We start from the raw sequence: 22,176 nt of genomic DNA on the forward strand, positions 1-22,176 counted from the left end.
AGACACCGGCTGCACTCGTTTCCCCTCCTTGCTATGAACCGTGCCCTCGCCCCTGCCCAGCGGCTGAACAAACTGCCTGCCTATGTCTTTGCCCGCTTGGATGAGCTGAAGGCCCGCGCCCGCCAGCAGGGGTTGGATTTGATCGATCTGGGCATGGGCAACCCCGATGGCCCCACCCCCCAGCCGGTGGTGGAGGCGGCCCAGGCCGCCATTGCCGATCCCGCTCACCACGGCTACCCACCCTTCGAGGGCACGGCTAGCTTTCGCCAGGCAATTGCCGAGTGGTATTGGCGCCGCTACGGGGTGGAGCTGGATCCCAATGGCGAGGTGCTGCCTCTATTGGGATCCAAAGAGGGCCTGACCCACCTGGCCTTGGCCTATGTGGATCCCGGGGATCTGGTGCTGGTGCCTAGCCCTGCCTACCCGCCCCATTTTCGCGGTCCCCTGATTGCCGGCGGGCAGATCTACCCACTGCTGCTGCGCCCGGAGAAAGGATGGCTCATCGACCTGCAAGAGATCCCGCCGGAGGTGGCCAAGCAGGCGCGGCTGCTCTACTTCAACTACCCCAACAACCCGACAACAGCGGTGGCGACCCGCTCCTTTTTTGAAGCAGTGGTGGCGTTTGCTTGCCGCTACGACCTCCTCCTGGTGCACGACCTGTGCTATGCCGAGCTGGCCTTTGACGGCTACCGGCCCACCAGCCTGCTGCAGATCCCTGGCGCCAAGGACTTGGCCGTGGAGTTCCACACCCTCTCCAAAACCTACAACATGGCCGGTTGGCGGGTAGGCTTTGTGGTGGGCAACCGCCAGATTATCCAGAGCCTGCGCACCCTGAAAACCAACCTCGACTACGGCATTTTTGGCGCCCTGCAAAAGGCGGCCGAGACCGCTTTGGCCTTGCCAGATAGCTACCTACAGCAGGTGCAGGAGCGCTACCGCCGCCGACGCGACTACCTCATTGCCCGCCTGGCCGAGTTGGGCTGGCAGATCGAGCCGCCGCGGGCGACGATGTACCTCTGGATCCCGACCCCCCGCACCGCCGACGGCACCCCCGAAGGCTCGACGGAGTTTGCCCTGCGGCTTTTGGAGTCCACAGGCGTGGTCGTAACCCCTGGCAACGCTTTTGGAGAAGGGGGAGAGGGCTACGTGCGGATTAGCCTCATTGCCGATTGCGAACGCCTGGGCCAGGCCATCGACCGCTGGGCAGAAGCCGGGATCCGCTATTGCTGAGCTCTAGGGTTGGCCCTCTCCCCTAGGGAGAGGGGAGTTGGTATTGCTCCACGATGCGCCGGGCAAAAGGAGGCACATGCTGCTCCAGCTTGTGGGGATAGTGGCGGCGGACGTAGAGATAGTTGCGGACAAAGTGGGAGTCGATGGAAAAGCGGGCATATTCTAGTCCGCGCGGCCCAAAGCGCTGGATGGCCACCGCCAGGAGCTGGGCCAGCCACATGGGCAAGCTCAGGGCCTGCTCGTAGGCTTGGATCCCCTGTTGCACCGCCGCCCGCCGCGAGCCCCGCGAGATCACCGGCTGGGTTTCCAGCTCTTCCCAAACCAGATCCAAGAGCTCCCGCCCGCGCGCATTGCGCACCAGCAGCCATTGCCAGCCAAAGGGGGATCCCATATAGCCCACCACCAGATCGGCCAGGCTGTTGACGTAGTCAAAACAGGTAAGGCAAGAGGGGGCAAACACGTCTTTTAGTTCTTTGGTTTTGAGGCCAAAAAAAGGCACCTTTTCCACCGAGCCGTCTTCGTGCTTGAAGTGGACGTGGAAGTCCTGCATGAACTCGTAGTGCACCACCGTTTGCGGGGAGCGGCTGGTGGTTTCAAGAAACTTTTGCAGCCCGGCGCGGCTGACGTTGTCTACGCAGGGCGTGCCCAACACATAGAGCTTCTCCAGGCCCAAGTTTTTCTCCACCGCCCGCAAAGCCTGGATCTGGCAGCCCACCCCGATCACCAGCAAGCGCTTGAGGCCGCTTTGCTCCACCTGCTCCAGCACGGAGAGATTGGGCGATAGCGTTGGCTTGTTGACCCGCGCCGCCAAGACCGCTTCTGGGGTACGCGCCAAGACAGGCCGTGGCTGAAAGCGATCCCGGGGATCCGCCTGCACGCACACCACCCCTTCTACTAGGCCGCTGCTGAGGGCCTTCATGCCGATGCTGCTGACGATGCCCGTCCACTGGGCACCCGGGATCGGATCCCGCCGGCGGGCCGTGTACATTGCCTCGTAGACGCCGAAGTAGTCGCTGTCGCTGACGGCATCCGATTTGGAGCGCAGCGATTCCCGCGATCGCCCGTGGGTTTGCTCTTCTAGGCGGGTGAACTGCTGGTTCAAAAAGGCACAGGCTTCCTTGACGTGGGCGACGTAGCGGGTATCGCAGAGGCCGCACTGGCTGCACAGCTCCTTGGCCGGGTAGTGGCCGGAGCGGATGGGCCGGGCCGGACGCGGTAAACGGGATCCCATAAGGTCTAAACCGTAGCCGTGGCGGGGTACCTTCTTCAGTTTGCCGCCAAAACCGCAGACGGCGGGCAGAGGAGTTGAAAGATCCCCGATCCTGCCCAACGCTCGCCCGCCCCTCCAGAGTTGCCCCCAGACAGAGAGGAAAAGCCAGATCCCCTGAGTTGCCCTTTTGTCGGCAAGCGGCGATGCAACAAAGGCCCCCTCAGCCTCTGCCCAAACCACTTTCGAGGGCCCAGCGGGCCAGTTCGGTGCGGTTGTGCAGGCCGGTTTTGCTCAGCATGTTGCTGACATGGCTTTCGACGGTGCGCTGGCTCACTCCCATCACCTCGGCAATCTCGCGGTTGGACATGCCCCTGGCCACATACTGGATCACCTTGGCTTCCGTAGGGGTGAGCTCGATTTCCCGATCTAACTTGATGACCGGCTGAATGCCCGCATTCTGCATTTGCAACAGGCGCTCGGTGTGCTTGAGGACGGACTCCACCTGAGCCACCAGCTCTTCCGGCTCAAAGGGCTTGACCAGGTAAACATCTGCCCCCGTGTTGAGGCCGCGCACCCGATCTGCCGTTTGCCCGCGGGCTGACAAAAAGATCACCGGAATCCAGTCCGTCGCGCTGTTGGAGCGAATGGTCTGGACAAACGTGTAGCCATCCATCTCCGGCATCATCACATCACAGATGATCAAATCCGGAGTAAAGTGGCGCATCGCCTCTAACCCTTCCAGGCCATTGCTCGCCGCAACCACCTCGTAGCCGCGAAACTCCAGGTAATCCTTCACCAGAAGGATCAGGTTTGGATCGTCGTCAATCAGCAACAATCGCTTTGGGTTGTCCACTGCTCATCCCTTTGCTGCAAGAAAGCCCAAGGAAAAAGGATAGCCCGCTTAGCAAACCTTTGGACAAATCGGCAAATCTACAGCCCAGGTGGCGCCAAGAAAAAACCTGCCAACCTCTAGCCGGTTCGTCAGTTTCCCCTAAACCTGGATAATAAGGTATCACATACAGACGGAGGTGGCGGCATATCCAAAGAAACACGAAGAGGCCGGGTACCTCCTCTGGCCGGCTCGGCAACTGCCTCCGCCCTGCCTTGGGATCCTCCCGCTGGCAAGCGCTCGCCCTCTGGGGCTGGTTTGGCTTGTCGGGTTTTCCCCATGGGCAGGAGAAGTAGAGCCAGGAGAAAATACAATTCTGGCGGCAACCTACATGGGGAAAGAGGGTGGAAAAGGGCACGCTGGTCGAGTTTCGCCACAACAACGAGCGGGTACTGGCAGTAGTTGAGGGCACCGAGGGCAAAAAGAACCTGCTGCTGGGCGTGGCTTCGGGGCAGGTGCACAGCGTTCACCCTCGCCAAATTACGTTTGCCTTGAACGGCAATTCCAGCTTTACGGTGTCCGATATCCCGGGCTTTTGGCAGGCGGTGCAGGCAAAGTTGGATCCCGAAAGTTTGGCTTTGGCCTGGGAATTGGTTCAGGAGGAGCGGCGGCCCCTGAGCCTGTCGGAGATGGCCCAGTTGTTGTTTTCCGACGATTCCCCGGTCTCCACCTATGCTGCCTACCGTCTTTTGAGCGAGGATTACGTCTACTTTAAGGCAAAGGGGGAAGGCTACGAGCCGCGTACTCCGGCTCAGGTGAAGGAAATTCTCCATCAAATTGCCGTTACCCAGCAGCGGCAGCAGGAACAGGCCGAGTTTGAGGCCCGCCTAAAGGCAGCGGTGGCCCAGCCTGGGCAAAAGTACACTTGGAGCCCAGCGGAACGAGCTCGTCTGGAGGTGCTGGAGCGCCTAGCTTTGCAGGGAGCGGCGGCCAGCATTCGCAGCCACGAGGATCTCTCCCACAACCTCACCCCCTCGGATCGGGAGCGGGTCTCGCAACTGCTGCAACTGATGGGATTTCCCGACACTCCTCAAGGAGCCTTTGACGCCCTGGTAGCCCTGGGCCTGTGGAGCCGCCACGAGAACCTGGCCCTGCGCCTTACGGGGATCCCCACCCAATTTCCCAAGGAGGTGGAGCGCTACGCCCAAACTTTGCTTGGCGGGCCTCCCCCCTTCTTGGATCTGCCTCTGCGCCGGGATCTCACCCATCTTCACACCTACACCATCGACGATGCCAGCACCCGCGACATCGACGATGCTCTCAGCGTCGAGTTTGAGTCGGATGACGAGGTGAAGCTCTGGATCCACATCGCCGATCCCAGTTGTTGGGTGCGGTGGGGGGATCCCCTCGACTTAGAAGCCCGCAAGCGGGGCACCAGCGTCTATTTGCCGGAGCGGGTGATCCCGATGTTTCCATCGGAGTTGTCCACCGGCCCGATGAGCTTGGTGCAGGGGGAGGTGCGGCCTGCCCTTAGCTTCGGCATCCGGCTGGGATCCGACGGGGCCGTGCGCGACTACGAAATTTGCCTCAGCCAGATCCGGGTCAACTACCGCCTCACCTACGACGATGCCGACGAGATGCTGGAGTTGGGGGCGGAGGCCCAATTGACAGCCATTGCTCGGGCAGCGCGCTGGCGCTACGCCTGGCGACTGGCGCAAGGGGCGATCCCCATCGGCCTGCCGGAGCAGGACATTAAGGTCATCGACGAGATCCCCCACCTGCGGGTGATCGAGGATACGCCGGCGCGGCAGATGGTGGCGGAGATGATGGTGCTGGCCGGTGAGGTAGCCGCTCGCTTTGCCCGCCAAAACGGGATCCCGGTGCCCTATCGCCTGCAGCCGGCTCCTGAGCTGCCCCCGCCGGAGGTTTTGGATCTGTACCCCCAGGGTCCGGTTCGGTCGTTTGCCATCATGCGCTGTCTCTCGCGGGCGGAAGTGGCCACCCAACCGGGGCGACATACGGGGCTAGGGCTCGATGCCTACTGTCAGGTGACCTCTCCCATTCGCCGCTACCTGGATCTGGTGGCCCACTACCAGATCAAGGCTTTTTTGCGCGGGGATCCCTTGCCCTTGACAGAAGCCAAGGTGCAGCAATTGTTGCTGGGGATCGAGCCAGGCACCGCCGAGGCCAACCAGGTGGAGCGCAAGTCCAAGCGCTACTGGAGCATCGAGTACCTGCGTCAGCGACCGGGGCAGATTTGGCAGGCCTTGGTCTTGGGCTACCTGCGCGAGCAGGAGAACCTGGTGATGGCCATGCTGGATGAGATTGCCTTTCGCGTGCCGGTGCGCTTGGAACGGCAGGTGCCGCTGGGGGCCTGGATCGAGTTGGAGGTTCTGCAGGCAGATCCCCGCGCCGATGTCATTGAGCTGCGGGAGGTGGGACAGAATGCCCTTTAACCTGCGGCTTGCCCAGTCCGGGCAAACAGTTGATACAACAGAGGGGGAAAGTCCGCCAAAGTCTGGACTGCGAATTTCTCGAGGGGGATCCCATGACCGTACGACCTTCCGGCCCACCTCCGATTGTCTACATTCTTTTGCTGGCGATACTGGGGGGAGGCGGCTGGTATGCCTATCGTTCCGGCCTGCTTGACTCTTTCCTGAAGCGAGGGAACGCGCCTTCTGTCCCTGGCCAGATCCCGGCTGCCCAGCCGCAAGCGCCAACGGCCCCCAATCTTCCTCCAGCCCAGGCCCCCAACCAGCCACCCAGCGCGGTTAATCTGGATACTTCCCTGCCCAACCCGGCGGTGCTGCAGATGGACGGCAGCGTCACCATGATCCGCATTGTCTTGGCCTTGAAGTCAGGCTACAGCCAGCGCAACCCCGCCATCCCCATCACCTACGGGATCCCCGACGGCAAGCCCAATGGATCCAACGCCGGCCTCAAGGCCCTGATGGAAGGTCGCATCCAGCTTGCTGCCAGCTCTCGCCCCCTCAATGCCAGCGAAGTCCAGGCGGGTTTGCAGGCCATCCCGGTGGCCAAAGATGCCCTGGCGGTGGCGGTGGGGGTAAACAACCCCTACAAGGGCGGCCTGACGCTGCAGCAGTTGGCCGACATCTTCCAGGGCCGGATCACCAACTGGAGCCAGGTAGGCGGCCCCGATCGTCCGATTCGCGTTCTCAACCGCGCCCCTCAGAGCGGCACCTACAGCGTTTTCCAGGAGCTGGTGCTGTTGGGGCTGCCCTTTGCCCCCGATAACCCGCCCTACTTCACCACTGCCACCCAGGATGCCACCACCCCTCTCCTGCGGGCTTTGGGAGAAGACGGCATCACCTACAGCACCGTGGATCAGGTGCAAAACCAGCAAACGGTGAGGATGGTGCCCATCGACGGCCAGATGCCCACCCGCGAGGCCATCCAAAGTGGCCGCTACCCGCTGGCCCGCAACGTGTTTTTGGTGGTACCGCAAAAAACCAGCCCCGTGGTGGCTGATTTCATCAACTATGCCCTCTCCGACCAAGGCCAGCAAATCATTGGCCGCACCGAGTTCATCCCGCTGCGGTAGCTGGCCTTTGCCTAGCGATTGGCTCGGTAAAGTAGTCCTAGCCCCACTGCGGAGCAGATGAAGTTGGGCAACCAGGCCGCCACCTCCGGCCCCAAGGTTCCAATCTGGCCCAGCGCCTGGCTGACAAACAGCAGCACGTAGTAGGCGAAGATAATCAGCACGCTGAGGCCCAGGCCCAGAGAAGAACTGGTGCGCTGGGGGCGCAGCGCCAGGGGCGCCCCAATCAAGGTGAAGGCCAGACAGGCAAAGGGGATGGCGTACTTTTGGCTGAGGCTAACCTGAAGGCGGCGTACCCCCTGCAGATCCCCCGAGCTGGCGATGACCTCGATGTAGCGGCGCAGCTCTTGAATGTTCATCTCCTCGGGGCTGCGGACCTCCTGGGCCAAATCCAGCGGCGCGCGCGGCAGGCGCAACTCCTGGCGGGCAAAGGTGGCGATGTTGCTGTAGGTGCCATCAGGGGAGACGATGTAGTTGGTGCCCTCCTCAAACACCCAGAGGTTCTCCTGGGGATCCCAGCGCCCCTGCTGCGCCAGCAGGATCTGGCTGAGAGCCTCGTTGGAAAGATCCAGCACGATCACGCCGCGCATCTGCTGGCCATCGAAGCTGCGGGCATAGAACTGACGGGTTAGCCCTTGCCGGCGGGAAAAAGTGCCGTCTGGCTCGGGCGCGAGGATCTCGCCGAACTCTTGGTAGAGGATGTTCTCGCGGCGGAACTCTGGACTTCGGTTCAAAGCGCGGTTTAGAGTCAGGGCCGCCTGGCGGTTGCTCACCGGCACCACCAGCTCGTTGAAGAGAAACGTTAACGTCGTCACCAAGAGGCTGAGAAGGAGGGCCGGCACCACCAGACGATAGAGGCTCACGCCGCAGCCGCGCAGGGCAGTGATCTCGTTATCAGCAGACAGGCGCCCATAGGCCAGCAACGTCGCCAGCAACATCGACATGGGGAACGTCAGGACGATGATCCCCGGCGCCCGCAACACAAACACTTGCAACGCTGCTGAAAGGGACAGCCCCGCCTCTACCACTAGCCGCACCAGCTCAAACAGGGATCCCACTGCCATCACCAGGGTGGTGAACGCTCCCACCCCAAAGAAAAAGGGCAGGAGCATCTCGGAGATGATGTAGCGATCCATCAGGCCCACCGCGCAAACGATGGAGAGCCTGTTGCAAGACTGCTTGATTGAAGGAGGAGTAGGGGGAGAATGAAGTTTCACAAAACCAAGGGAAGTAGCAGTCAGGACAACCCGAAGGCTGTTAACGACTCTAGACCGGAACGCTGGCCAACAAAAGGTTAATCGCCTCCCTTTTTCACCCTAACTTGCCTATGATCGACCCAAGGCGGGCTTGGGCCGGGCGTTGGGCTTGTTTGTCTTGAGATAGCTTTCAGCATGGCTTCCTCTTCCCCCTCTTCGCCTAAGCGTTTGCTAGAGCAGCTCCTGGAGCTGCGACAGCAAGTTGTGGAGGGATCCCAGAACTACCTGGCCGCCTGGGGCTGCCTTGGGAACCCTCCTGCAGCCCTCTGCAACCTGGCGCGCTACCTGGCGCTACGCCAACACGATCTGCGCAACCTGCAATTGGAGCTGGCTGCGGTGGGGCTGTCCTCGCTGGGACGGTGTGAATCGCGGGTCTTAGAGACCCTGGATGCGGTGATCGCCACTTTGGCAGCCACGCAGGGCCTAAGCCACAAGGGGCCCAGCTATGAGGAGTTTTACGCTGGGGACATGGCCCTAGAGCAGCACACCGAGGCTCTTTTTGGCCCTCCTTCTCCCCACCGCCGCGCCCGCATCATGGTGACCTTGCCCGGCGAAGCCGCCGAGCAGCCCGAGCTGCTGCTGCAACTGTTACAACGGGGCATGAACGTGGCCCGCATTAACTGCGCCCACGACGATCCCTCGGTGTGGGAAAAAATGGTGGCCCACTTGCGCCGGGCCGAAGCCCAGACCCAACGGCGCTGCAAGATTTTGTTCGACCTGGCCGGCCCTAAGATCCGCACTGGCCCGGTGGCCATGCCACCCGGCAAAGCCAAGGTGTACGGTGGGGATCGCATCCTGCTCACGGCAGCCATTCCGCCGGTCGACTCTGACATCTGCTGCCAGGTGGCTTGCACCCTGCCGGAGATCTTGGCCCACCTCAAGGTGGGGGCAACTGTTTGGATCGACGACGGCAAAATCGGCGCTCGTGTAGTGGGGATCGAGCCGGCAGGGGTGGTGCTGGAGGTGGACAAAGTCGCCCCGCAGGGCAAGAAGCTGCGGGAGGAAAAAGGCCTCAACTTTCCCGACAGCCAGCTCTCGATCCAGCCCCTCACCGAGAAAGATCGCCAAGACCTGGACTTCGTGGTGCGGCATGCCGACCTGGTGGGCTATTCCTTTGTCCAGCAGCCGGCGGATTTGCAGTTGCTGTTTTCTGAGCTGGAGCGGCGCCAGGCCCGGCCCGATCTGGGCTTGATCCTCAAGATTGAAACGCAGCGAGCGGTGCAAAACCTGCCCACTCTGATCGCGGCCGTCGACGGCTGCCGGCCCCTGGGGGTGATGATTGCCCGGGGAGATCTGGCCGTGGAGATTGGCTGGCTGCGCCTGGGCGAGATCCAGGAGGAGCTGCTGTGGATCTGTGAGGCCGCCCATGTGCCGGTGGTCTGGGCCACCCAGGTGCTGGATCAGCTCACCAAGGAGGGCCTGCCCTCCCGGCCTGAGCTTTCCGATGCGGTGATGTCGGCCCGGGCCGAGTGCGTCATGCTCAATAAGGGCCCCTATCTCCTGGAGGCGGTTGCCCTGCTGGACGAGCTGCTGGCCCGCATGCAGGCCCACCAGCACAAAAAAAGCCAACGCCTGCGAGCTTTGTACTCCTGGCGATGAGATGGAGCGGCATCAAAGACGGAACTTCTCCCCCAGGTAATACTTGCGCACCAAGGGATCCGCCGCCAGCTCCGCTGGTGTGCCCTTGGCCAGGATGGCGCCGTCGTTGAGAATATAGGCCCGGTCGGTAATCTCCAGCGTCTCCCGCACGTTGTGGTCGGTAATCAAAACACCGATGCCCCGCTGCTTGAGCTTGGCCACCACCTCTTGAATATCCGCCACCGCAATGGGATCCACCCCCGCGAAGGGCTCATCCAGCAGCAGGAATTTTGGCCCGTGGATCCCGGCTGCCAGGGCGCGGGCGATCTCGGCGCGGCGCCGTTCTCCCCCCGACACCTGCAAACCCAAACTGTGGGCCACATGGGCAATGCGAAACTCCTCCAGCAGGTGGTTGAGCCGCTGCTGCCAGAGGCGGCGAGGCACCCCCGTCTGCTCCATGATCAGCAGCAGGTTGTCTTGAATGCTGAGGCGACGAAAGATGCTCGGCTCCTGAGCCAAGTAGCCGATCCCCAAGCGGGCCCGGCGATGCATCGGCAGATGGGTGATGTCCTGGTCATCCAGCCAGACATGGCCTCGGTTGGGCTGGATCAGGCCGGTCATGATGTAGAAGGTGGTGGTTTTCCCCGCCCCATTGGGCCCCAGCAGCCCCACAACTTCTCCCTGCTGAATGTGCAAGCTGACGTCGCTCACCACCTCACGGCGGCCATAACGCTTACAGATGTTTTCCAGTCGAATCTGCATAGGATCGGCACAGGGTTGCTGTTCGATGCTGACTGATTCTGGAGGGCTAGTTCCACAGAGGCTTCTCTCCCAAGGCTGCCCCGAACTCGACCCCTGATCTAGAGGGGGACGAGCAGAATTGACCACCTGCATGGGAATTGGGAAGATCTTCAGATACGGTTGCCGGATGCCGCAACTGCTCGCGCTGCCCCCGGATGGGATCCCTGGCCTTTCCCATGCTCCGCTGTCCAGCTTGCCATTGGCTCAACCTCGACTCCGATCGTCGCTGTCGCCGCTGCGGTTGCTTCCTGCGTTGTCGCCCTCTCCCCCCCTGGGAAAGCTTGCCCGTTGCCCGGCCCGGCCGGAGGAAACGCCAGCCGAGCCATCCTTCTCGGCTGGCAACCCGCTAGGATTGCGTCTTGGCTGCCTCGGCGATACTTTCGGTTTTGCTGGGACTGGGGCAACTGTCTTGGCATTGGGTGGATCCGCTGCTGAAAGATCCTCCCCCGCCCGGCGATAGCCCACAAGCTCTGGGGCGATAAGGCCACAACGTCATCACACCTTGGGAGCGTCTGTCGATCCACAAAACCAGGCAGATCTGTGCAGTGGCCGAAGCCGGCAGATGCCACTATCATGTGACCAACGCAAAACAACCCCGCTCTGCCGGATTGTCTCAGTCAACTTTTTGTGAGGCTCGGTTACCATGAACTTTCATCTCAAAGCTTCCGCCATTTTGGCCCTGCTGGCCACGACAGCCGTCGCTTCCAATGCCGCCGCCACAACCCCCAACGCCTGCTTCCTGCGCTACCTGCTGGCCTCCAGAACCTGTCCCAATTGCCGGCTGGGATCCCTTGAGCTGAGCAACCTGGATCTGGCAGAGGCTAACCTCCAGGGTGCCGACCTGATCGAGGCCAACCTGGAGCGCACCATCCTCACTGGCGCCGATCTCAGCCAGTCCTACTTGGTGGGAGCCAATCTGCGGCGCGCCCAGTTGCGTGGCGCCGATCTCAGCGGTGCCTACCTGGAGGGAGCGGACTTGCGGGGTGCTGATTTGCGGGGTGCCGATCTCTCTTCTGCCTCCCTGTACGGCGCCGACTTGCGGGGGGCCGATCTGCGCGATGCCAATCTGACCGGGACTGACCTGAGCTTTGCCCGCACCTGGGGCACACGCCTTCAGGGCGCCGTTCGGGAATAGTGCAATCGGCTGGTTGACCACTGCCCGCTTCCCCTCTCCTCCTTGGGAGAGGGGCTGGGGGTGAGGGCCCAGTGCGGATGGCGAGACTCGAACTCGCATGGCAAAGCCACACGCCCCTCAAACGTGCGCGTATACCAGTTCCGCCACATCCGCATTCCAGGTTTAACCATCATAGCGGCAAAAGGGCGGGGCTGTTAAGAGGAGGGGCCATTGCGGTACGGGCTAGTTTAATCTTCTGTCCAAAACCGCTCTGAGAGATACTTATCGGCCCCGTCGCACAAGATGGTCACCACCACGCCGGAGGAGAGCTGACAGGCCACCTGTAGAGCCGCCACCACATTGGCTCCGGCAGAGATGCCCACCAACAAGCCTTCCTCCAAGGCCAAACGCTTGACCATTTTCTGGGCTGCTTCGGTGGAGATCTCGATGTGCTGGTCGGGCAGGGTGGGATCGTAAATCTCGGGCTTGAGAGCAGTGGCCATGTGCTTGAGGCCTTCAAGGCCGTGGAAGGGGGAGTCCGGCTGCATGGCAATGATCTGGATATCGGAGCGGTACTCCCGCAAGCGCCGCCCCACCCCCATGCAGGTGCCGCTGGTGCCTAACCCGGTTACGAAGTGGGTGACCTGTCCCTGGGTTTGCTCCCAGATTTCTACCCCCGTGGTCTCGTAGTGGGCCTGCCAGTTGGCGGGGTTGCTGTACTGGTCGGGATAGAAGTAGAGATCCGGGTTTTCGGCATAGAGGGCGCGGGCTTTCTCGATGGCCCCATCGGAGCCGAGGGCCGGATCCGTGAGCACTACCTCCACCCCGTAGGCGGCGAGGATCTTCTTGCGCTCTGGGCTGGCGTTGGCCGGCAGGGCCAGCTTCACCTTGTACCCCAAAGCTGCCCCGATCCAGGCGTAGGCGATGCCGGTGTTGCCGCTGGTGGCATCCAGGATGATCTTGCCAGGCGTAAGCTTGCCCTCGCGTTCGCCAGCGCGGATCATATTCAGGGCCGGGCGATCCTTGACCGAGCCGCCGGGGTTGTACCACTCTGCTTTGCCATACACTCGCACCGACGGCGGCAGGTCGGCGGTGACCCGCCGCAGGCGAATGAGCGGCGTCCGTCCCACCAGCTCGATGGGGCTATCGACCGCAGGGGGCAAGGGGCGAGAAGAAAACACGGTTGGATACAAGGGGGATCCCTCGCTAGATAAGCACTGGGCTGGACAACCATTGCTCATCTTATCCCGGTGTTTATCGGCTCTTGCCGGCTTTTTCTGGCCCTCTCCGCGCTTCCCCGAAAACCTCTGGCTAGACTCTAAGATGGGGGTAGGGAAGCACGAGTTCTGGACAGCGGCGTGATGCGGAGGGGCATGGCAGAAATCGGCATTGTAACCGCGCAACAATTTGACCGCCGGCGAGGCCAGATCCATGTTTACGACGGCGAGGGCAAGGGCAAGTCGCAGGCGGCGCTAGGGGTTGTGCTGCGTTCCATTGGGCTGGGGATTGAAAACTCGGCCCCCAGCCGGGTGTTGCTGGTGCGGTTTCTCAAGGGGCCGGGCCGCACCTATGCCGAGGATGCCGCGATTGCCGCTCTGCAGCGCGGCTTCCCCCACCTTATCGATCAACTGCGCACGGGGCGAGGAGAGTTCTTCGGCCCCGACGAGATCACTAAGTTTGACCGCCAAGAGGCCCGCCGCGGCTGGGATGTGGCCAAGGGGGCGCTGGCGTCGGGGTTCTACTCGGTGGTGGTGCTGGACGAGCTGAACCCGGTGCTGGATCTGGGCCTGCTGCCTGTGGACGAGGTCGTCAGCACCCTCAAGCAAAAGCCAGAGGAAATGGAGGTCATCATCACCGGACGGGGCGCCCCTAAGGAAATTATCGACCTAGCAGATTTGCACTCGGAAATGCGCAGCGTGCGGCGGGCGGCGGATCCCCAGGACGGCCAGCCCCTCCTCAGCGGCATCGAGATCTATACCGGCAACGGCAAGGGCAAGTCCACCAGCGCTCTGGGCCGGGCTCTGCAGGCCATTGGGCGCGGCATCAGCAAAGATCTCTCCCACCGCGTCCTGATTATGCAGTGGCTAAAGGGGGGAACGGGCTACACAGAAGATGCGGCCATTCGGGCTTTGCGGGAGAGCTATCCCGATCTGGTGGATCACCAGCGCTGCGGCCGCGACGCCATCGTTTGGCGGGGCAAGCAGCAGGAAATCGACTACGTGGAGGCGGAGCGGGGCTGGGAGCTGGCACGGGCGGCCATCGCCTCTGGGCTTTACAAGACCATTATTCTGGACGAGCTCAACCCAACGGTGGATCTGGAGCTATTGGATGTGGAGCCGATTGTTGAGGCTTTGCTGCGCAAGCCACGCGATACGGAGATCATCATCACAGGGCGCTGCCATGCGCCTTTGCCCTACTTTGAGCTGGCCTCTGTCCATTCGGAAATGGTGAGCCACAAGCATTATGCCGAACAGGGGGCCGATCTGCGGCGCGGGGTGGACTATTGAGCAGGGTGGCGATGCTGGATCAACTCCTGCAGCAAAGCGGGTTCCCCGACGCGAGGGCGCTGGCGCAGGTCTTGCTTGGCCTTTTCCAGACGGAGGTGTGGGTGGAGGGCAAGGAGCGGGTTCCCCAGGGCCCCCTGCTGGTGGTGAGCAACCATCGCAGCTTTTTGGATGCGCCGGTGCTGATTGCTGGGCTGGATCGACCGATTCGTTTTGCCTGCCACTACTACCTATCGCAAGTGCCCCTCTTGCGGGAGGTTGCCTTGGCCCTGGGTTGTATCCCCCTCCAGCAGGGATCAGGGCCGCAGCTTGCCTTTTTTCGCCAGGCGCAGGCCACTCTGGCGGCAGGCGGAGGGGTGGGGATCTTCCCGGAAGGGGCGGAGCAGATTACTCGCGAGACCTCGCCCCAAGAGCTGGGCTGGTTTCAGCCGGGCTTTGCCCATCTGGCCTTGGCTGCTGGCGTGGATCCCCTGCCGATCCTGCCGGTGGCCGTGTGGGCGCAGGAAGAGTGGCGGGCGATGGATATTCCCATGGCTTTTTTCCGCTGGTTTGATCCCACGGAGCCCAGGTTTCAGCGGCCGGGGGGGCATCCGGTGGTGATCTACCGTCAGGTGGTGGTTCGAGTGGGATCCCCTCTTTGGGTAGGGGGAGCAGGGCGCTCTACCTGCCGCCAGGAGCGGCTGCAGCTAATTCAGGAGTTGACGGCAGCCGCTCGCGAACAGGTGCGCTTGGGGTTGGCAAGGAGATGGAAACATTGAAGGGCAAGCCCATTGCCTCTAGTCCAAGCCGCCAGAAGCGGCCCTTGCTGCTCTATTTGCCGGGTATGGATGGCACCGGCAAATTGTTTTACCGGCAGGCACAGGCTCTGCAAGCCGAGTTTCACGTCCGCCCTTTGAGCTTAAACCACCCCGCAGCAGGGCAGAGCTGGGAGAGCCTGGCCGATTGGGTGGGATCCCAGCTGGACGAGGGAGCCTACCTGTGTGGCGAGTCCTTCGGAGCTTGCCTAGCCCTGGCTGTGGCTGCCCAGCAGCCGGAGCGCTGTCGCGGCCTGATTCTGGTTAATCCGGCCTCGTCGCTGCGGCGCCGGCCCTGGTGGTGGGCAGGTCATGTTCTCCTGCCTTTTTTGCCGCCGGCGCTCTACCACCAGATGGCGGAGCGGGGGCTGGGATTTTTGGCGGAGCTAAGCCAAATGGAGCCGCCGGATCGGGAGCGGCTGCGCCAGGCCGTTCACAGTGTTGAGCCCACGGTGGCCGCCCAGCGCCTGGCCTTGCTGGGATCGTTTGTCGTGGAGGAGCTGCCCCTGGAGTCGATGACCCTGCCGACGTTGCTGGTGGCGGGGGGGCGGGATCGCCTCCTGCCCTCGGTGCAGGAGGTGCAGCGTCTGGCGGAGCGACTGCCCCAGGCCCAGGTGGAGATCTCGCCTTTGAGCGGCCATGCCTGCCTTCTGGAGCGGCAGATGAACCTGCGGCGCTACTTGCTCAAGCCCGATGGGGTTTTTGCCCCGCTACTGCTTAATTCCGCTCCAGCGCATTGAGCAGGGAGAGGGATCCCCCCAAGTTTTCGATTCGCTCTTGGCAGGAGGGATCTTGTCCTTCTCGATCCAGCCAAAGGGCCCTCAGGCCTGCTGCCTTGGCCCCTTGATAGTCTTCGCGGCGGCTGTCGCCGATGTGCCAGGCAGCGGCAGGCGGGATCCCCTGGGCCGCTAGGGCAGCTTGGAAGATGCGGGGATCGGGCTTGGCATAGCCCACCTGGGTAGAGAGAGTAAGGCTGGAAAAATAGCCCCCTAGCCCCAGCGCCTGCAGCACCCTGGGCAGGCGGCTGTCGAAATTGGAGATCACCCCCAGCCGGATCCCTTCCTGTTGCAGAACCTGCAGAACCGGCAGCGTCTCGGGATAGAGCTCCCAGGGATCCGACGTGGCAAAATACTCGAAAAGGCGGGCAAAAAACGCCTCAAACCGTTCCTCCCCAAAAGCAGCCAGGGATCCCACCCCCGCAAAGGTCTGGCGCACCACCTGGCGCCACCAGGCCCGCTCCCATTCCTGGAGGGCGGATCCCAGAAGACCGGCACAGGCTGGCGGCGGAGCGCTGGCAAAAGCTTGGGCAAAGGCGCGATCCAACGCCTGCGGATCCACCGCCACTCCATACGCTGCTGCCACCTGGCTGTAGGCCTGGCCGACGCTGCCCCGCACCCGAAACAGCGTGCCCACGGCATCGAAGAAGATTACCCTCGGTCTCACTGCTGGCTCTCGTAGCGGGCGTAGGCATCCACAATCCGCTGCACCAGGGGGTGGCGTACCACATCCCGCTGGTCAAAGTAGCAAAAGGCAACCCCCTCTACCCCCGCCAGGATGCGCTCTGCAGCCGCCAGGCCCGACAGGCGATGCTTGCCCAGATCCGTTTGGGTGAGATCCCCGGTAACCACCATGCGGGAGCGGAAGCCCAGCCGCGTGAGGGCCATCTTCATCTGCTCCGGGGTGGTGTTTTGGGCCTCGTCCAAGATGATGAAAGCGTTGCTGAGGGTACGCCCCCGCATGTAGGCCAGCGGCACCACCTCGATGACTCCCTGGGCCATAAGCTGGGGCAGCTTGGCCGGGTCGATAAACTCGAACAGGGCATCGTAGAGAGGCCGCAGATAGGGATCTACCTTTTCCACCAGATCCCCTGGCAAGAAGCCCAGCTTCTCCCCTGCCTCTACCGCTGGTCGCGTCAGGATCAAACGCTCGTACTCGCGGTTTTGCAGGGCTGTGATGGCCACAACGGCAGCCAGATAGGTTTTCCCGGTGCCTGCCGGCCCGATGCCGAAGCAGAGATCGTGGGTGCGAATGGCTTGCACGTACTCCTGTTGGCGGGGTGTCTTGGGCCGGATCAACTCTCCCTTACGGGTGCGGGCCAACACACCTGCTTGCGCTTGCTGATAGGCCGTAGCCTCCTGGCCGGAGAGGGCGCGAAAAGCTTGCTCCGCATCAATCACCGTGACAGGGTGTCCAGTTTGCCAAAGCGGCTTCAGCAATTCTAGCCACTGCCGCACCTGCTGCCGCTGCTGAGGGGTGCCTTTCAGGTACAGGTCTTGTCCGCGCAGCGTTACAGAGGCACCACTGGAGCGACTGATCCACTTCAGGTTGGCCTCCTGAATGCCCGCCAAGGACATGGCCTGCCGAGGGCTTGACAAAGAGATGATCTCCAGATCGGTGGCGGCAGAAGTGTCGTGCATGCCGTGGGCGCCGGGCACCCCGCGAGACTTGCAATGGTGATCTTATCAAAAACGGTTGTCAAAGCGCTCCGGGTTGCGGAAAGCTGCTGCAGAGACCAAACGAGCGCAAGAGTGCTTAACAGGGGCATTGCACAAATTAATGTGTTTTGGAATACGAGGTCCCAGAAGATCTGCGCTGAGTAAGGATCTGGGTTTCGGCCTTGGTTGGCAATCAAGTCTTGGGGAATTAACAGATTCCTATGGTTCCCTAAAAAAGTATTGCAAAGGTCTATTTCTCTGGGAATAGCCGCCATCCATCAAGTAAAGTTGACCTATTACAAAGAGCTTGAGACCTTAATCTCTTGCCCGATCGAGGAAGAGCCTGAGGTTCTCAGCCCCGATGTCACAGTTCATCTGAGATTCTCCATCCAGCAGCAGGGAGAGGAATAGGTTTGTCTTTAAAACCTTTCCCCGGCTCATTTTTGGGATCCCTGTAAGCTCTTTACAGCTTCTCACTTCTGGAGTCATTTTGAAGAAAAGGAGAGATAGATGTTTACCCAATCGGCTACACCCGCTACGTCAGGGCTGCCACAAATGGATTTGACGCAAGTCCCGCCAGAGATTACCTGCGATGGCAGCGACTTAGACTGGAGCCAAGCCGCAGCGATCGAGGGCACCCAACCCCAAGAGGAGAACTTGCAGGGCTGGATCGCCTTTTACGGCCTGCGGGTCAACCAAGAACCGGGCAACATCCTGCACTGGCAGGGGCAGCCGCTGCGGGCCAGCCGCATTCGCTTTTTTGTGAAAAATGTGGCTTGGCGCTATGGCTTTTCTTTCTCCACCAGCATCCGCTCTCCTCTCGGCAAAGGGATCCCCACGCCTTCGGAGTGGCGCTACCCCGGTCTTTGCCGCTACGGCCTGGTGCTGTTCCAGCCCAACGCCCGGTTGGTGGCCCGGCAGGTCTGGGAATCCTCGCCGGAGCAGCCGCAAGAGGTGGATCTGGATCCCAACTTGGATATCGCCTTCAACGTCAATGACGCCAAGGGCAGCTACGGCGACAACAGCGGCAGCTTCGATATCTATGTGCAGGTGGTGAACTGAGCTGCAGCAGGGATCCCGCTCGAGAACAGTTGCCGGGTGGGATCCCATCTTCTACAATAGGTGAACCGGCGGCTGGATCCCAGCTTGCTGAGGTCTCTGCCGCTCTGGAGAGGTGGCTGAGTGGTCGAAAGCGGCTTCCTGCTAAGAAGTTACGGGGCCCAAAAGCTCCGTCGAGGGTTCGAATCCCTCCCTCTCCGTTGTTGTGGCCAGTTCCTAGCCGCCCTTGCCGGTGGTGGAGGGCACCCATGGGTCAGGCGTGGCTGCTGAGTCAGTGGGGGGTGGCGCTCTGGCTCAATCTGGCCTTGGTGGCGCTGGCCCTGCTGAGCCCCCAGAAGGCGCTGACGCGAGCTGGGGTTCTCCACGCGGGCCTGCTGGGCCTGTTGGTGTGGGGGGGCCTGGGAGGGCGGGGTTACCTGGTCGTAGCCGCCTATTTTTTAGTCGGCACCGCCGTAACCAAGCTGGGGATCCGCCGCAAGCAGGCCCAGGGGATCGCCGAAAAGCGAGAGGGGGCGCGAGGGCCGGAAAATGTCTGGGGATCTGCCCTGACGGGAGCTGCCTGTGCGGTGGGATATGCGCTTTTTGCCCATCCCCTCTGGTGGTTGGGGTATAGCGCCAGCTTCGCCGCCAAGTTGGCCGATACCGTCAGCAGCGAGGTGGGAAAAGCCTACGGACGTCAGACCTTTTTGATCACCACCTTGCAGCCGGTGCCAGCAGGCACTGAGGGAGCCGTCAGCCTGGAGGGATCCCTGGCGGGGGTGGCGGCAGCAGGAGGGATGGCCGCCTTGGCCTGGGGCATTGGCGGAGAATGGGTGGGAGGGAATCTCCTATGGTTGGGAATCTGCTGGCTGGCCGGGATCCTGGCCACTTTGGCAGAAAGCTGGATGGGGGTGGTGTTGCAGCCTCGCTTGGCTTGGATGAGCAATGAAGTGGTGAACGGCATTCAAACGACCCTAGCAGCTCTTTTAGCAGTGGGTCTGGGGGCGCTTTTGGGGATCGGATCCTAAAAAGATGCCCAAGCGCTCCGCGCCGCTGCCCTCACCCCCAGCCCTTCTCCCTCTGGGAGAGGGGAGTTAGAGCGTTGCGTAGCAATAACGAGGCAAAGAACCGTTTCGTTGCTGTTTGAAATGACTGTATTTTTGAGATTGAGAATGGCGCCGTTGCCATTGGGAATGGCTATGCAAAGCAAGAAATAAATAAAGAGGGAGAAGCTCTCCCTCTGCGCCGATTGGCTGGGAACTAGACCGATTGCTCTGGACCTCTCCTAGCGCAGGCCGCTGGGCTTGTAAACCAAGAAGCTGAGTACCTGGCACTGCTTAATGTTGTCGAAACCCACCACACGGATGAAGCAATTGGGGTAGGCGCTGCGGCAGGCCTGTACCTCGGTCAGCACCTCCTGGGGAGAAGTGGCGCTGAACAGGGGCAATTTCCACAGCGTCCAGTAGTGGTCGGTGGGCTGCGAAGACTCGTTGAATTCGATGGCAGGAATGTAGCCTTGATCCAAGATGTACTGCACCTGCTTGAGGATCTGCAGATCCGTCATCGGAGGCAAGTAGGAAAAAGTTTCGTAGCGGCGCTCTTTCGGCAAGGTTTGCATGACTGAAGTTACTCCGTTTCAGGTGTAGGGTTCTGAAGAGGGGATCCCGCTTCCGGGTGCGTGGCCAGCGGGGATCCCGCTGCTGAGGTAAGCCGTTCCAGGTGGCTACGGCGGTGTTCCATGTTGGCTTGCTGGATGCCGGTCTTGGCCATCTCCGGCAAGTAGTCCACCACCTCCGCCGCAATGTGCTCGCGAACGGTCATGATGCGATAGGCCAGGTCAGGACGCTCTGCCAGCAAAGCCCGCAGGTAGGTTTCCCCCTCCTGAAGGTTTTGCCGAGCCGAGAACTGCTGCAGCCACAGGGCCCTGGGAGGATCCGTCTCGCTCAGTTGGGCCAGCACCGTGCGCATTGCCTGATAGGTCAGGTAGCTGATCAAGGTTTTGGCCGTATCTTTGGCGATCTGTTTCAGATCCATGGCCAGTCCAGGGGTAAGCCGAAGCAGCGGGGCAAGAGAACTCTGGGGATCCCTTGCCCCCGGCAGATCTCTAGAGCGTATCGACGGGCTTGAACTCGAACTTGATCTCCTTCCACAGCTCGCAGGCAGCCGCCAGTTCCGGCGACCACTTGGCCGCTTCGCGGATGATCTCGTTGCCCTCACGGGCCAGATCCCGACCCTCATTGCGGGCCTGGATACAGGCTTCTAGGGCCACCCGGTTGGCAGTGGCGCCTGGCGCGTTCCCCCAGGGGTGTCCCAGGGTTCCGCCACCAAACTGCAGCACCGCGTCGTCGCCGAAGATCTCCACCAGCGCCGGCATGTGCCAGACGTGAATGCCACCGGAGGCCACCGGCATCACCCCAGGCATGGAGGCCCAATCTTGGGTGAAGAAAATGCCGCGGGAGCGGTCGGCCTCCACGTAGTTTTCCCGCATGAGATCCACAAAGCCCATGGTGATGGCGCGGTCGCCCTCCAACTTGCCCACCACCGTACCGGCATGCAGGTGGTCGCCGCCGGACATGCGCAAGCACTTGGCCAGCACCCGGAAGTGGATGCCGTGGTTTTTCTGGCGGTCAATCACGGCATGCATGGCGCGGTGAATGTGCAGCAGGATGCCGTTGTCGCGGCACCACTTGGCCAAGCTGGTGTTGGCGGTAAATCCGGCAGTCAGGTAATCGTGCATGATGATGGGGGCACCGATCTCCTTGGCAAACTCCGCCCGCTTGAACATCTCCTCACAGGTGGGCGCCGTCACGTTCAGGTAGTGCCCCTTGATCTCGCCAGTCTCTGCCTGCGCCTTGTGGACAGCCTCCATCACAAAGAGGTAGCGATCCCGCCAGCGCTGGAAGGGCTGGGAGTTGATGTTTTCGTCGTCTTTGGTGAAGTCCAACCCGCCCCGCAGCGCCTCGTACACGGCCCGTCCGTAGTTTTTGGCGGAAAGGCCCAGCTTGGGCTTGATGGTGCAGCCCAGCAGCGGACGGCCGTACTTGTTCAACTTGTCCCGCTCCACCTGAATGCCGTGGGGAGGGCCCTGGAAGGTCTTCAGGTAGGCCACCGGGATCCGCACATCCTCCAGCCGCAACGCTTTCAAGGCTTTGAAGCCAAAGACGTTGCCTACAATCGAGGTGAGCATGTTGGTGACCGAGCCTTCCTCGAACAGATCCAGCGGGTAGGCGACGAAGCAGAAGTATTGATTCTCTTCGCCCGGGACCGGCTCGATGTCGTAGCAGCGGCCCTTGTACCGATCCAAGTCGGTGAGCAGATCCGTCCACACGGTTGTCCAGGTGCCGGTCGAAGATTCAGCCGCCACAGCCGCCCCGGCCTCTTCGGGGGGAACGCCCGGCTGAGGAGTAACCCGGAAACAGGCCAAGACGTCGGTATCCTTGGGCGTGTAATCGGGCGTGTAATACGTGAGTCGGTAATCCTTTACGCCGGCTTGATAGCCCTTTTTGGTTTGGGTTGCTGAGTAGGCCACGTTGATCTCCCTCTAAACGAATCACAAAACCAGAAAATGCCATTCACGGATGCAATCAAGAGGCAAAACTCAGGGCCAAAACCACAGACCACCGAGTTTTCGTGAATGAACTCGCCTCACAACTGTGAGGCCCTACTTGGGCTTCGAGACAGTCTTCATCCAAGCGGATGTAAAGTCCTAAACCCTCCTTTTCAAGCGCTGCCAATCGCTAGCCTCAACCGCCTGGATTTTGGAAATCCAGTGGCGAGATTTCTATACACTGTCTAGGCTAGAACTTTGACAAACACAAGCCTACATTG

Annotated in this window: 20 protein-coding genes and 2 tRNA genes; 11 read left to right on the plus strand and 11 right to left on the minus strand. The window is 61.6% G+C overall.

Going from position 1 to position 22,176, the window contains the following annotated elements:
• Positions 1-33 precede the first annotated feature (33 nt).
• Positions 34-1,230: an aspartate aminotransferase gene (locus NW848_RS09965; RefSeq protein WP_414508748.1), complete on the plus strand. Its 1,197-nt coding sequence runs from the start codon at positions 34-36 to the stop codon at positions 1,228-1,230.
• A 22-nt stretch (positions 1,231-1,252) separates the two neighbouring features.
• Here NW848_RS09965 and NW848_RS09970 read toward each other — a convergent pair whose 3' ends face one another.
• Together NW848_RS09970 and NW848_RS09975 are read right to left on the minus strand one after the other, a co-directional pair.
• Entirely contained in the window at positions 1,253-2,461 is a 1,209-nt protein-coding gene (locus tag NW848_RS09970; RefSeq protein WP_011430080.1) for a Coenzyme F420 hydrogenase/dehydrogenase, beta subunit C-terminal domain, read from the minus strand.
• A gap of 199 nt (positions 2,462-2,660) precedes the next feature.
• Entirely contained in the window at positions 2,661-3,293 is a 633-nt protein-coding gene (locus tag NW848_RS09975; protein ID WP_099812190.1) for a response regulator transcription factor, read from the minus strand.
• Positions 3,294-3,673: 380 nt separating this feature from the next.
• Here NW848_RS09975 and NW848_RS09980 point away from each other — a divergent pair, with 380 nt between their 5' ends.
• A complete protein-coding gene (locus NW848_RS09980; RefSeq protein ID WP_414508749.1) occupies positions 3,674-5,725 on the plus strand; it encodes a ribonuclease catalytic domain-containing protein in 2,052 nt (683 codons plus the stop codon).
• Between the two features lie 92 nt (positions 5,726-5,817).
• Complete coding sequence (locus NW848_RS09985; protein WP_011430077.1) at positions 5,818-6,831, plus strand: phosphate ABC transporter substrate-binding protein; 1,014 nt, start codon at positions 5,818-5,820, stop codon at positions 6,829-6,831.
• An 11-nt stretch (positions 6,832-6,842) separates the two neighbouring features.
• Here NW848_RS09985 and NW848_RS09990 read toward each other — a convergent pair whose 3' ends face one another.
• Positions 6,843-7,964: an LptF/LptG family permease gene (locus tag NW848_RS09990; RefSeq protein WP_240527680.1), complete on the minus strand. Its 1,122-nt coding sequence runs from the start codon at positions 7,962-7,964 to the stop codon at positions 6,843-6,845.
• 288 nt (positions 7,965-8,252) lie between these two features.
• Here NW848_RS09990 and NW848_RS09995 point away from each other — a divergent pair, with 288 nt between their 5' ends.
• The gene (locus tag NW848_RS09995; protein ID WP_414511090.1) at positions 8,253-9,683 is read left to right on the plus strand and encodes a pyruvate kinase; all 1,431 of its coding nucleotides are present in this window, start codon (positions 8,253-8,255) and stop codon (positions 9,681-9,683) included.
• A gap of 12 nt (positions 9,684-9,695) precedes the next feature.
• Here the strand turns inward: NW848_RS09995 and lptB are convergent, their stop codons facing one another.
• Complete coding sequence (lptB, locus tag NW848_RS10000; RefSeq protein WP_011430074.1) at positions 9,696-10,424, minus strand: LPS export ABC transporter ATP-binding protein; 729 nt, start codon at positions 10,422-10,424, stop codon at positions 9,696-9,698.
• 682 nt (positions 10,425-11,106) lie between these two features.
• On the opposite strand from lptB, the gene NW848_RS10005 reads away from it, so the two are divergent.
• A complete protein-coding gene (locus tag NW848_RS10005) occupies positions 11,107-11,598 on the plus strand; it encodes a pentapeptide repeat-containing protein (protein ID WP_011430073.1) in 492 nt (163 codons plus the stop codon).
• Between the two features lie 72 nt (positions 11,599-11,670).
• Here NW848_RS10005 and NW848_RS10010 read toward each other — a convergent pair.
• Both NW848_RS10010 and NW848_RS10015 read right to left on the minus strand, forming a co-directional pair.
• Positions 11,671-11,751 (minus strand) — tRNA-Leu (locus NW848_RS10010).
• Between the two features lie 74 nt (positions 11,752-11,825).
• The gene (locus NW848_RS10015; RefSeq protein WP_414402366.1) at positions 11,826-12,758 is read right to left on the minus strand and encodes a PLP-dependent cysteine synthase family protein; all 933 of its coding nucleotides are present in this window, start codon (positions 12,756-12,758) and stop codon (positions 11,826-11,828) included.
• Between the two features lie 192 nt (positions 12,759-12,950).
• Between NW848_RS10015 and NW848_RS10020 the strand changes: the two genes are divergently transcribed.
• From NW848_RS10020 to NW848_RS10030, 3 genes are read left to right on the plus strand one after another with little or no spacing between them, the layout of a single operon-like run.
• Positions 12,951-14,084, plus strand: a complete 1,134-nt coding sequence (locus NW848_RS10020) for a cob(I)yrinic acid a,c-diamide adenosyltransferase (protein WP_011430071.1) — start codon at positions 12,951-12,953, stop codon at positions 14,082-14,084.
• 11 nt (positions 14,085-14,095) lie between these two features.
• A complete protein-coding gene (locus NW848_RS10025; RefSeq protein ID WP_011430070.1) occupies positions 14,096-14,839 on the plus strand; it encodes a lysophospholipid acyltransferase family protein in 744 nt (247 codons plus the stop codon).
• Complete coding sequence (locus NW848_RS10030) at positions 14,827-15,615, plus strand: alpha/beta fold hydrolase (protein WP_011430069.1); 789 nt, start codon at positions 14,827-14,829, stop codon at positions 15,613-15,615. Before NW848_RS10025 ends, NW848_RS10030 begins: the two co-directional genes overlap by 13 nt.
• Here NW848_RS10030 and NW848_RS10035 read toward each other — a convergent pair.
• Positions 15,593-16,318 carry an HAD-IA family hydrolase gene (locus NW848_RS10035; RefSeq protein ID WP_414402367.1) on the minus strand — a complete coding sequence of 242 codons (726 nt, stop codon included), beginning with the start codon at positions 16,316-16,318 and terminating at the stop codon, positions 15,593-15,595. The genes NW848_RS10030 and NW848_RS10035 overlap by 23 nt on opposite strands.
• Positions 16,315-17,292: a PhoH family protein gene (locus NW848_RS10040; RefSeq protein WP_011430067.1), complete on the minus strand. Its 978-nt coding sequence runs from the start codon at positions 17,290-17,292 to the stop codon at positions 16,315-16,317. The genes NW848_RS10035 and NW848_RS10040 overlap by 4 nt, the downstream gene beginning before the upstream one ends.
• A gap of 573 nt (positions 17,293-17,865) precedes the next feature.
• On the opposite strand from NW848_RS10040, the gene NW848_RS10045 reads away from it, so the two are divergent.
• The 3 genes from NW848_RS10045 (at position 17,866) to NW848_RS10055 (ending at position 19,376) form a co-directional block, all read left to right on the plus strand.
• A complete protein-coding gene (locus NW848_RS10045; protein ID WP_228375466.1) occupies positions 17,866-18,372 on the plus strand; it encodes a hypothetical protein in 507 nt (168 codons plus the stop codon).
• Positions 18,373-18,478: 106 nt separating this feature from the next.
• A tRNA-Ser gene (locus NW848_RS10050) sits at positions 18,479-18,569 on the plus strand.
• A gap of 48 nt (positions 18,570-18,617) precedes the next feature.
• On the plus strand, positions 18,618-19,376 hold the full coding sequence (locus NW848_RS10055; protein ID WP_041438244.1) for a DUF92 domain-containing protein: 759 nt from the start codon (positions 18,618-18,620) through the stop codon (positions 19,374-19,376).
• A 257-nt stretch (positions 19,377-19,633) separates the two neighbouring features.
• On the opposite strand, the gene NW848_RS10060 is transcribed toward NW848_RS10055, so the two are convergent.
• The 3 genes from NW848_RS10060 to NW848_RS10070 form a co-directional block, all read right to left on the minus strand.
• Positions 19,634-19,966, minus strand: a complete 333-nt coding sequence (locus NW848_RS10060) for a ribulose bisphosphate carboxylase small subunit (protein ID WP_011430063.1) — start codon at positions 19,964-19,966, stop codon at positions 19,634-19,636.
• Between the two features lie 8 nt (positions 19,967-19,974).
• Complete coding sequence (gene rcbX / locus NW848_RS10065; protein ID WP_011430062.1) at positions 19,975-20,382, minus strand: RuBisCO chaperone RbcX; 408 nt, start codon at positions 20,380-20,382, stop codon at positions 19,975-19,977.
• A gap of 70 nt (positions 20,383-20,452) precedes the next feature.
• On the minus strand, positions 20,453-21,877 hold the full coding sequence (locus NW848_RS10070; RefSeq protein WP_011430061.1) for a form I ribulose bisphosphate carboxylase large subunit: 1,425 nt from the start codon (positions 21,875-21,877) through the stop codon (positions 20,453-20,455).
• Positions 21,878-22,176 lie beyond the last annotated feature (299 nt).

Source organism: Synechococcus sp. RC10A2 (assembly GCF_047502605.1).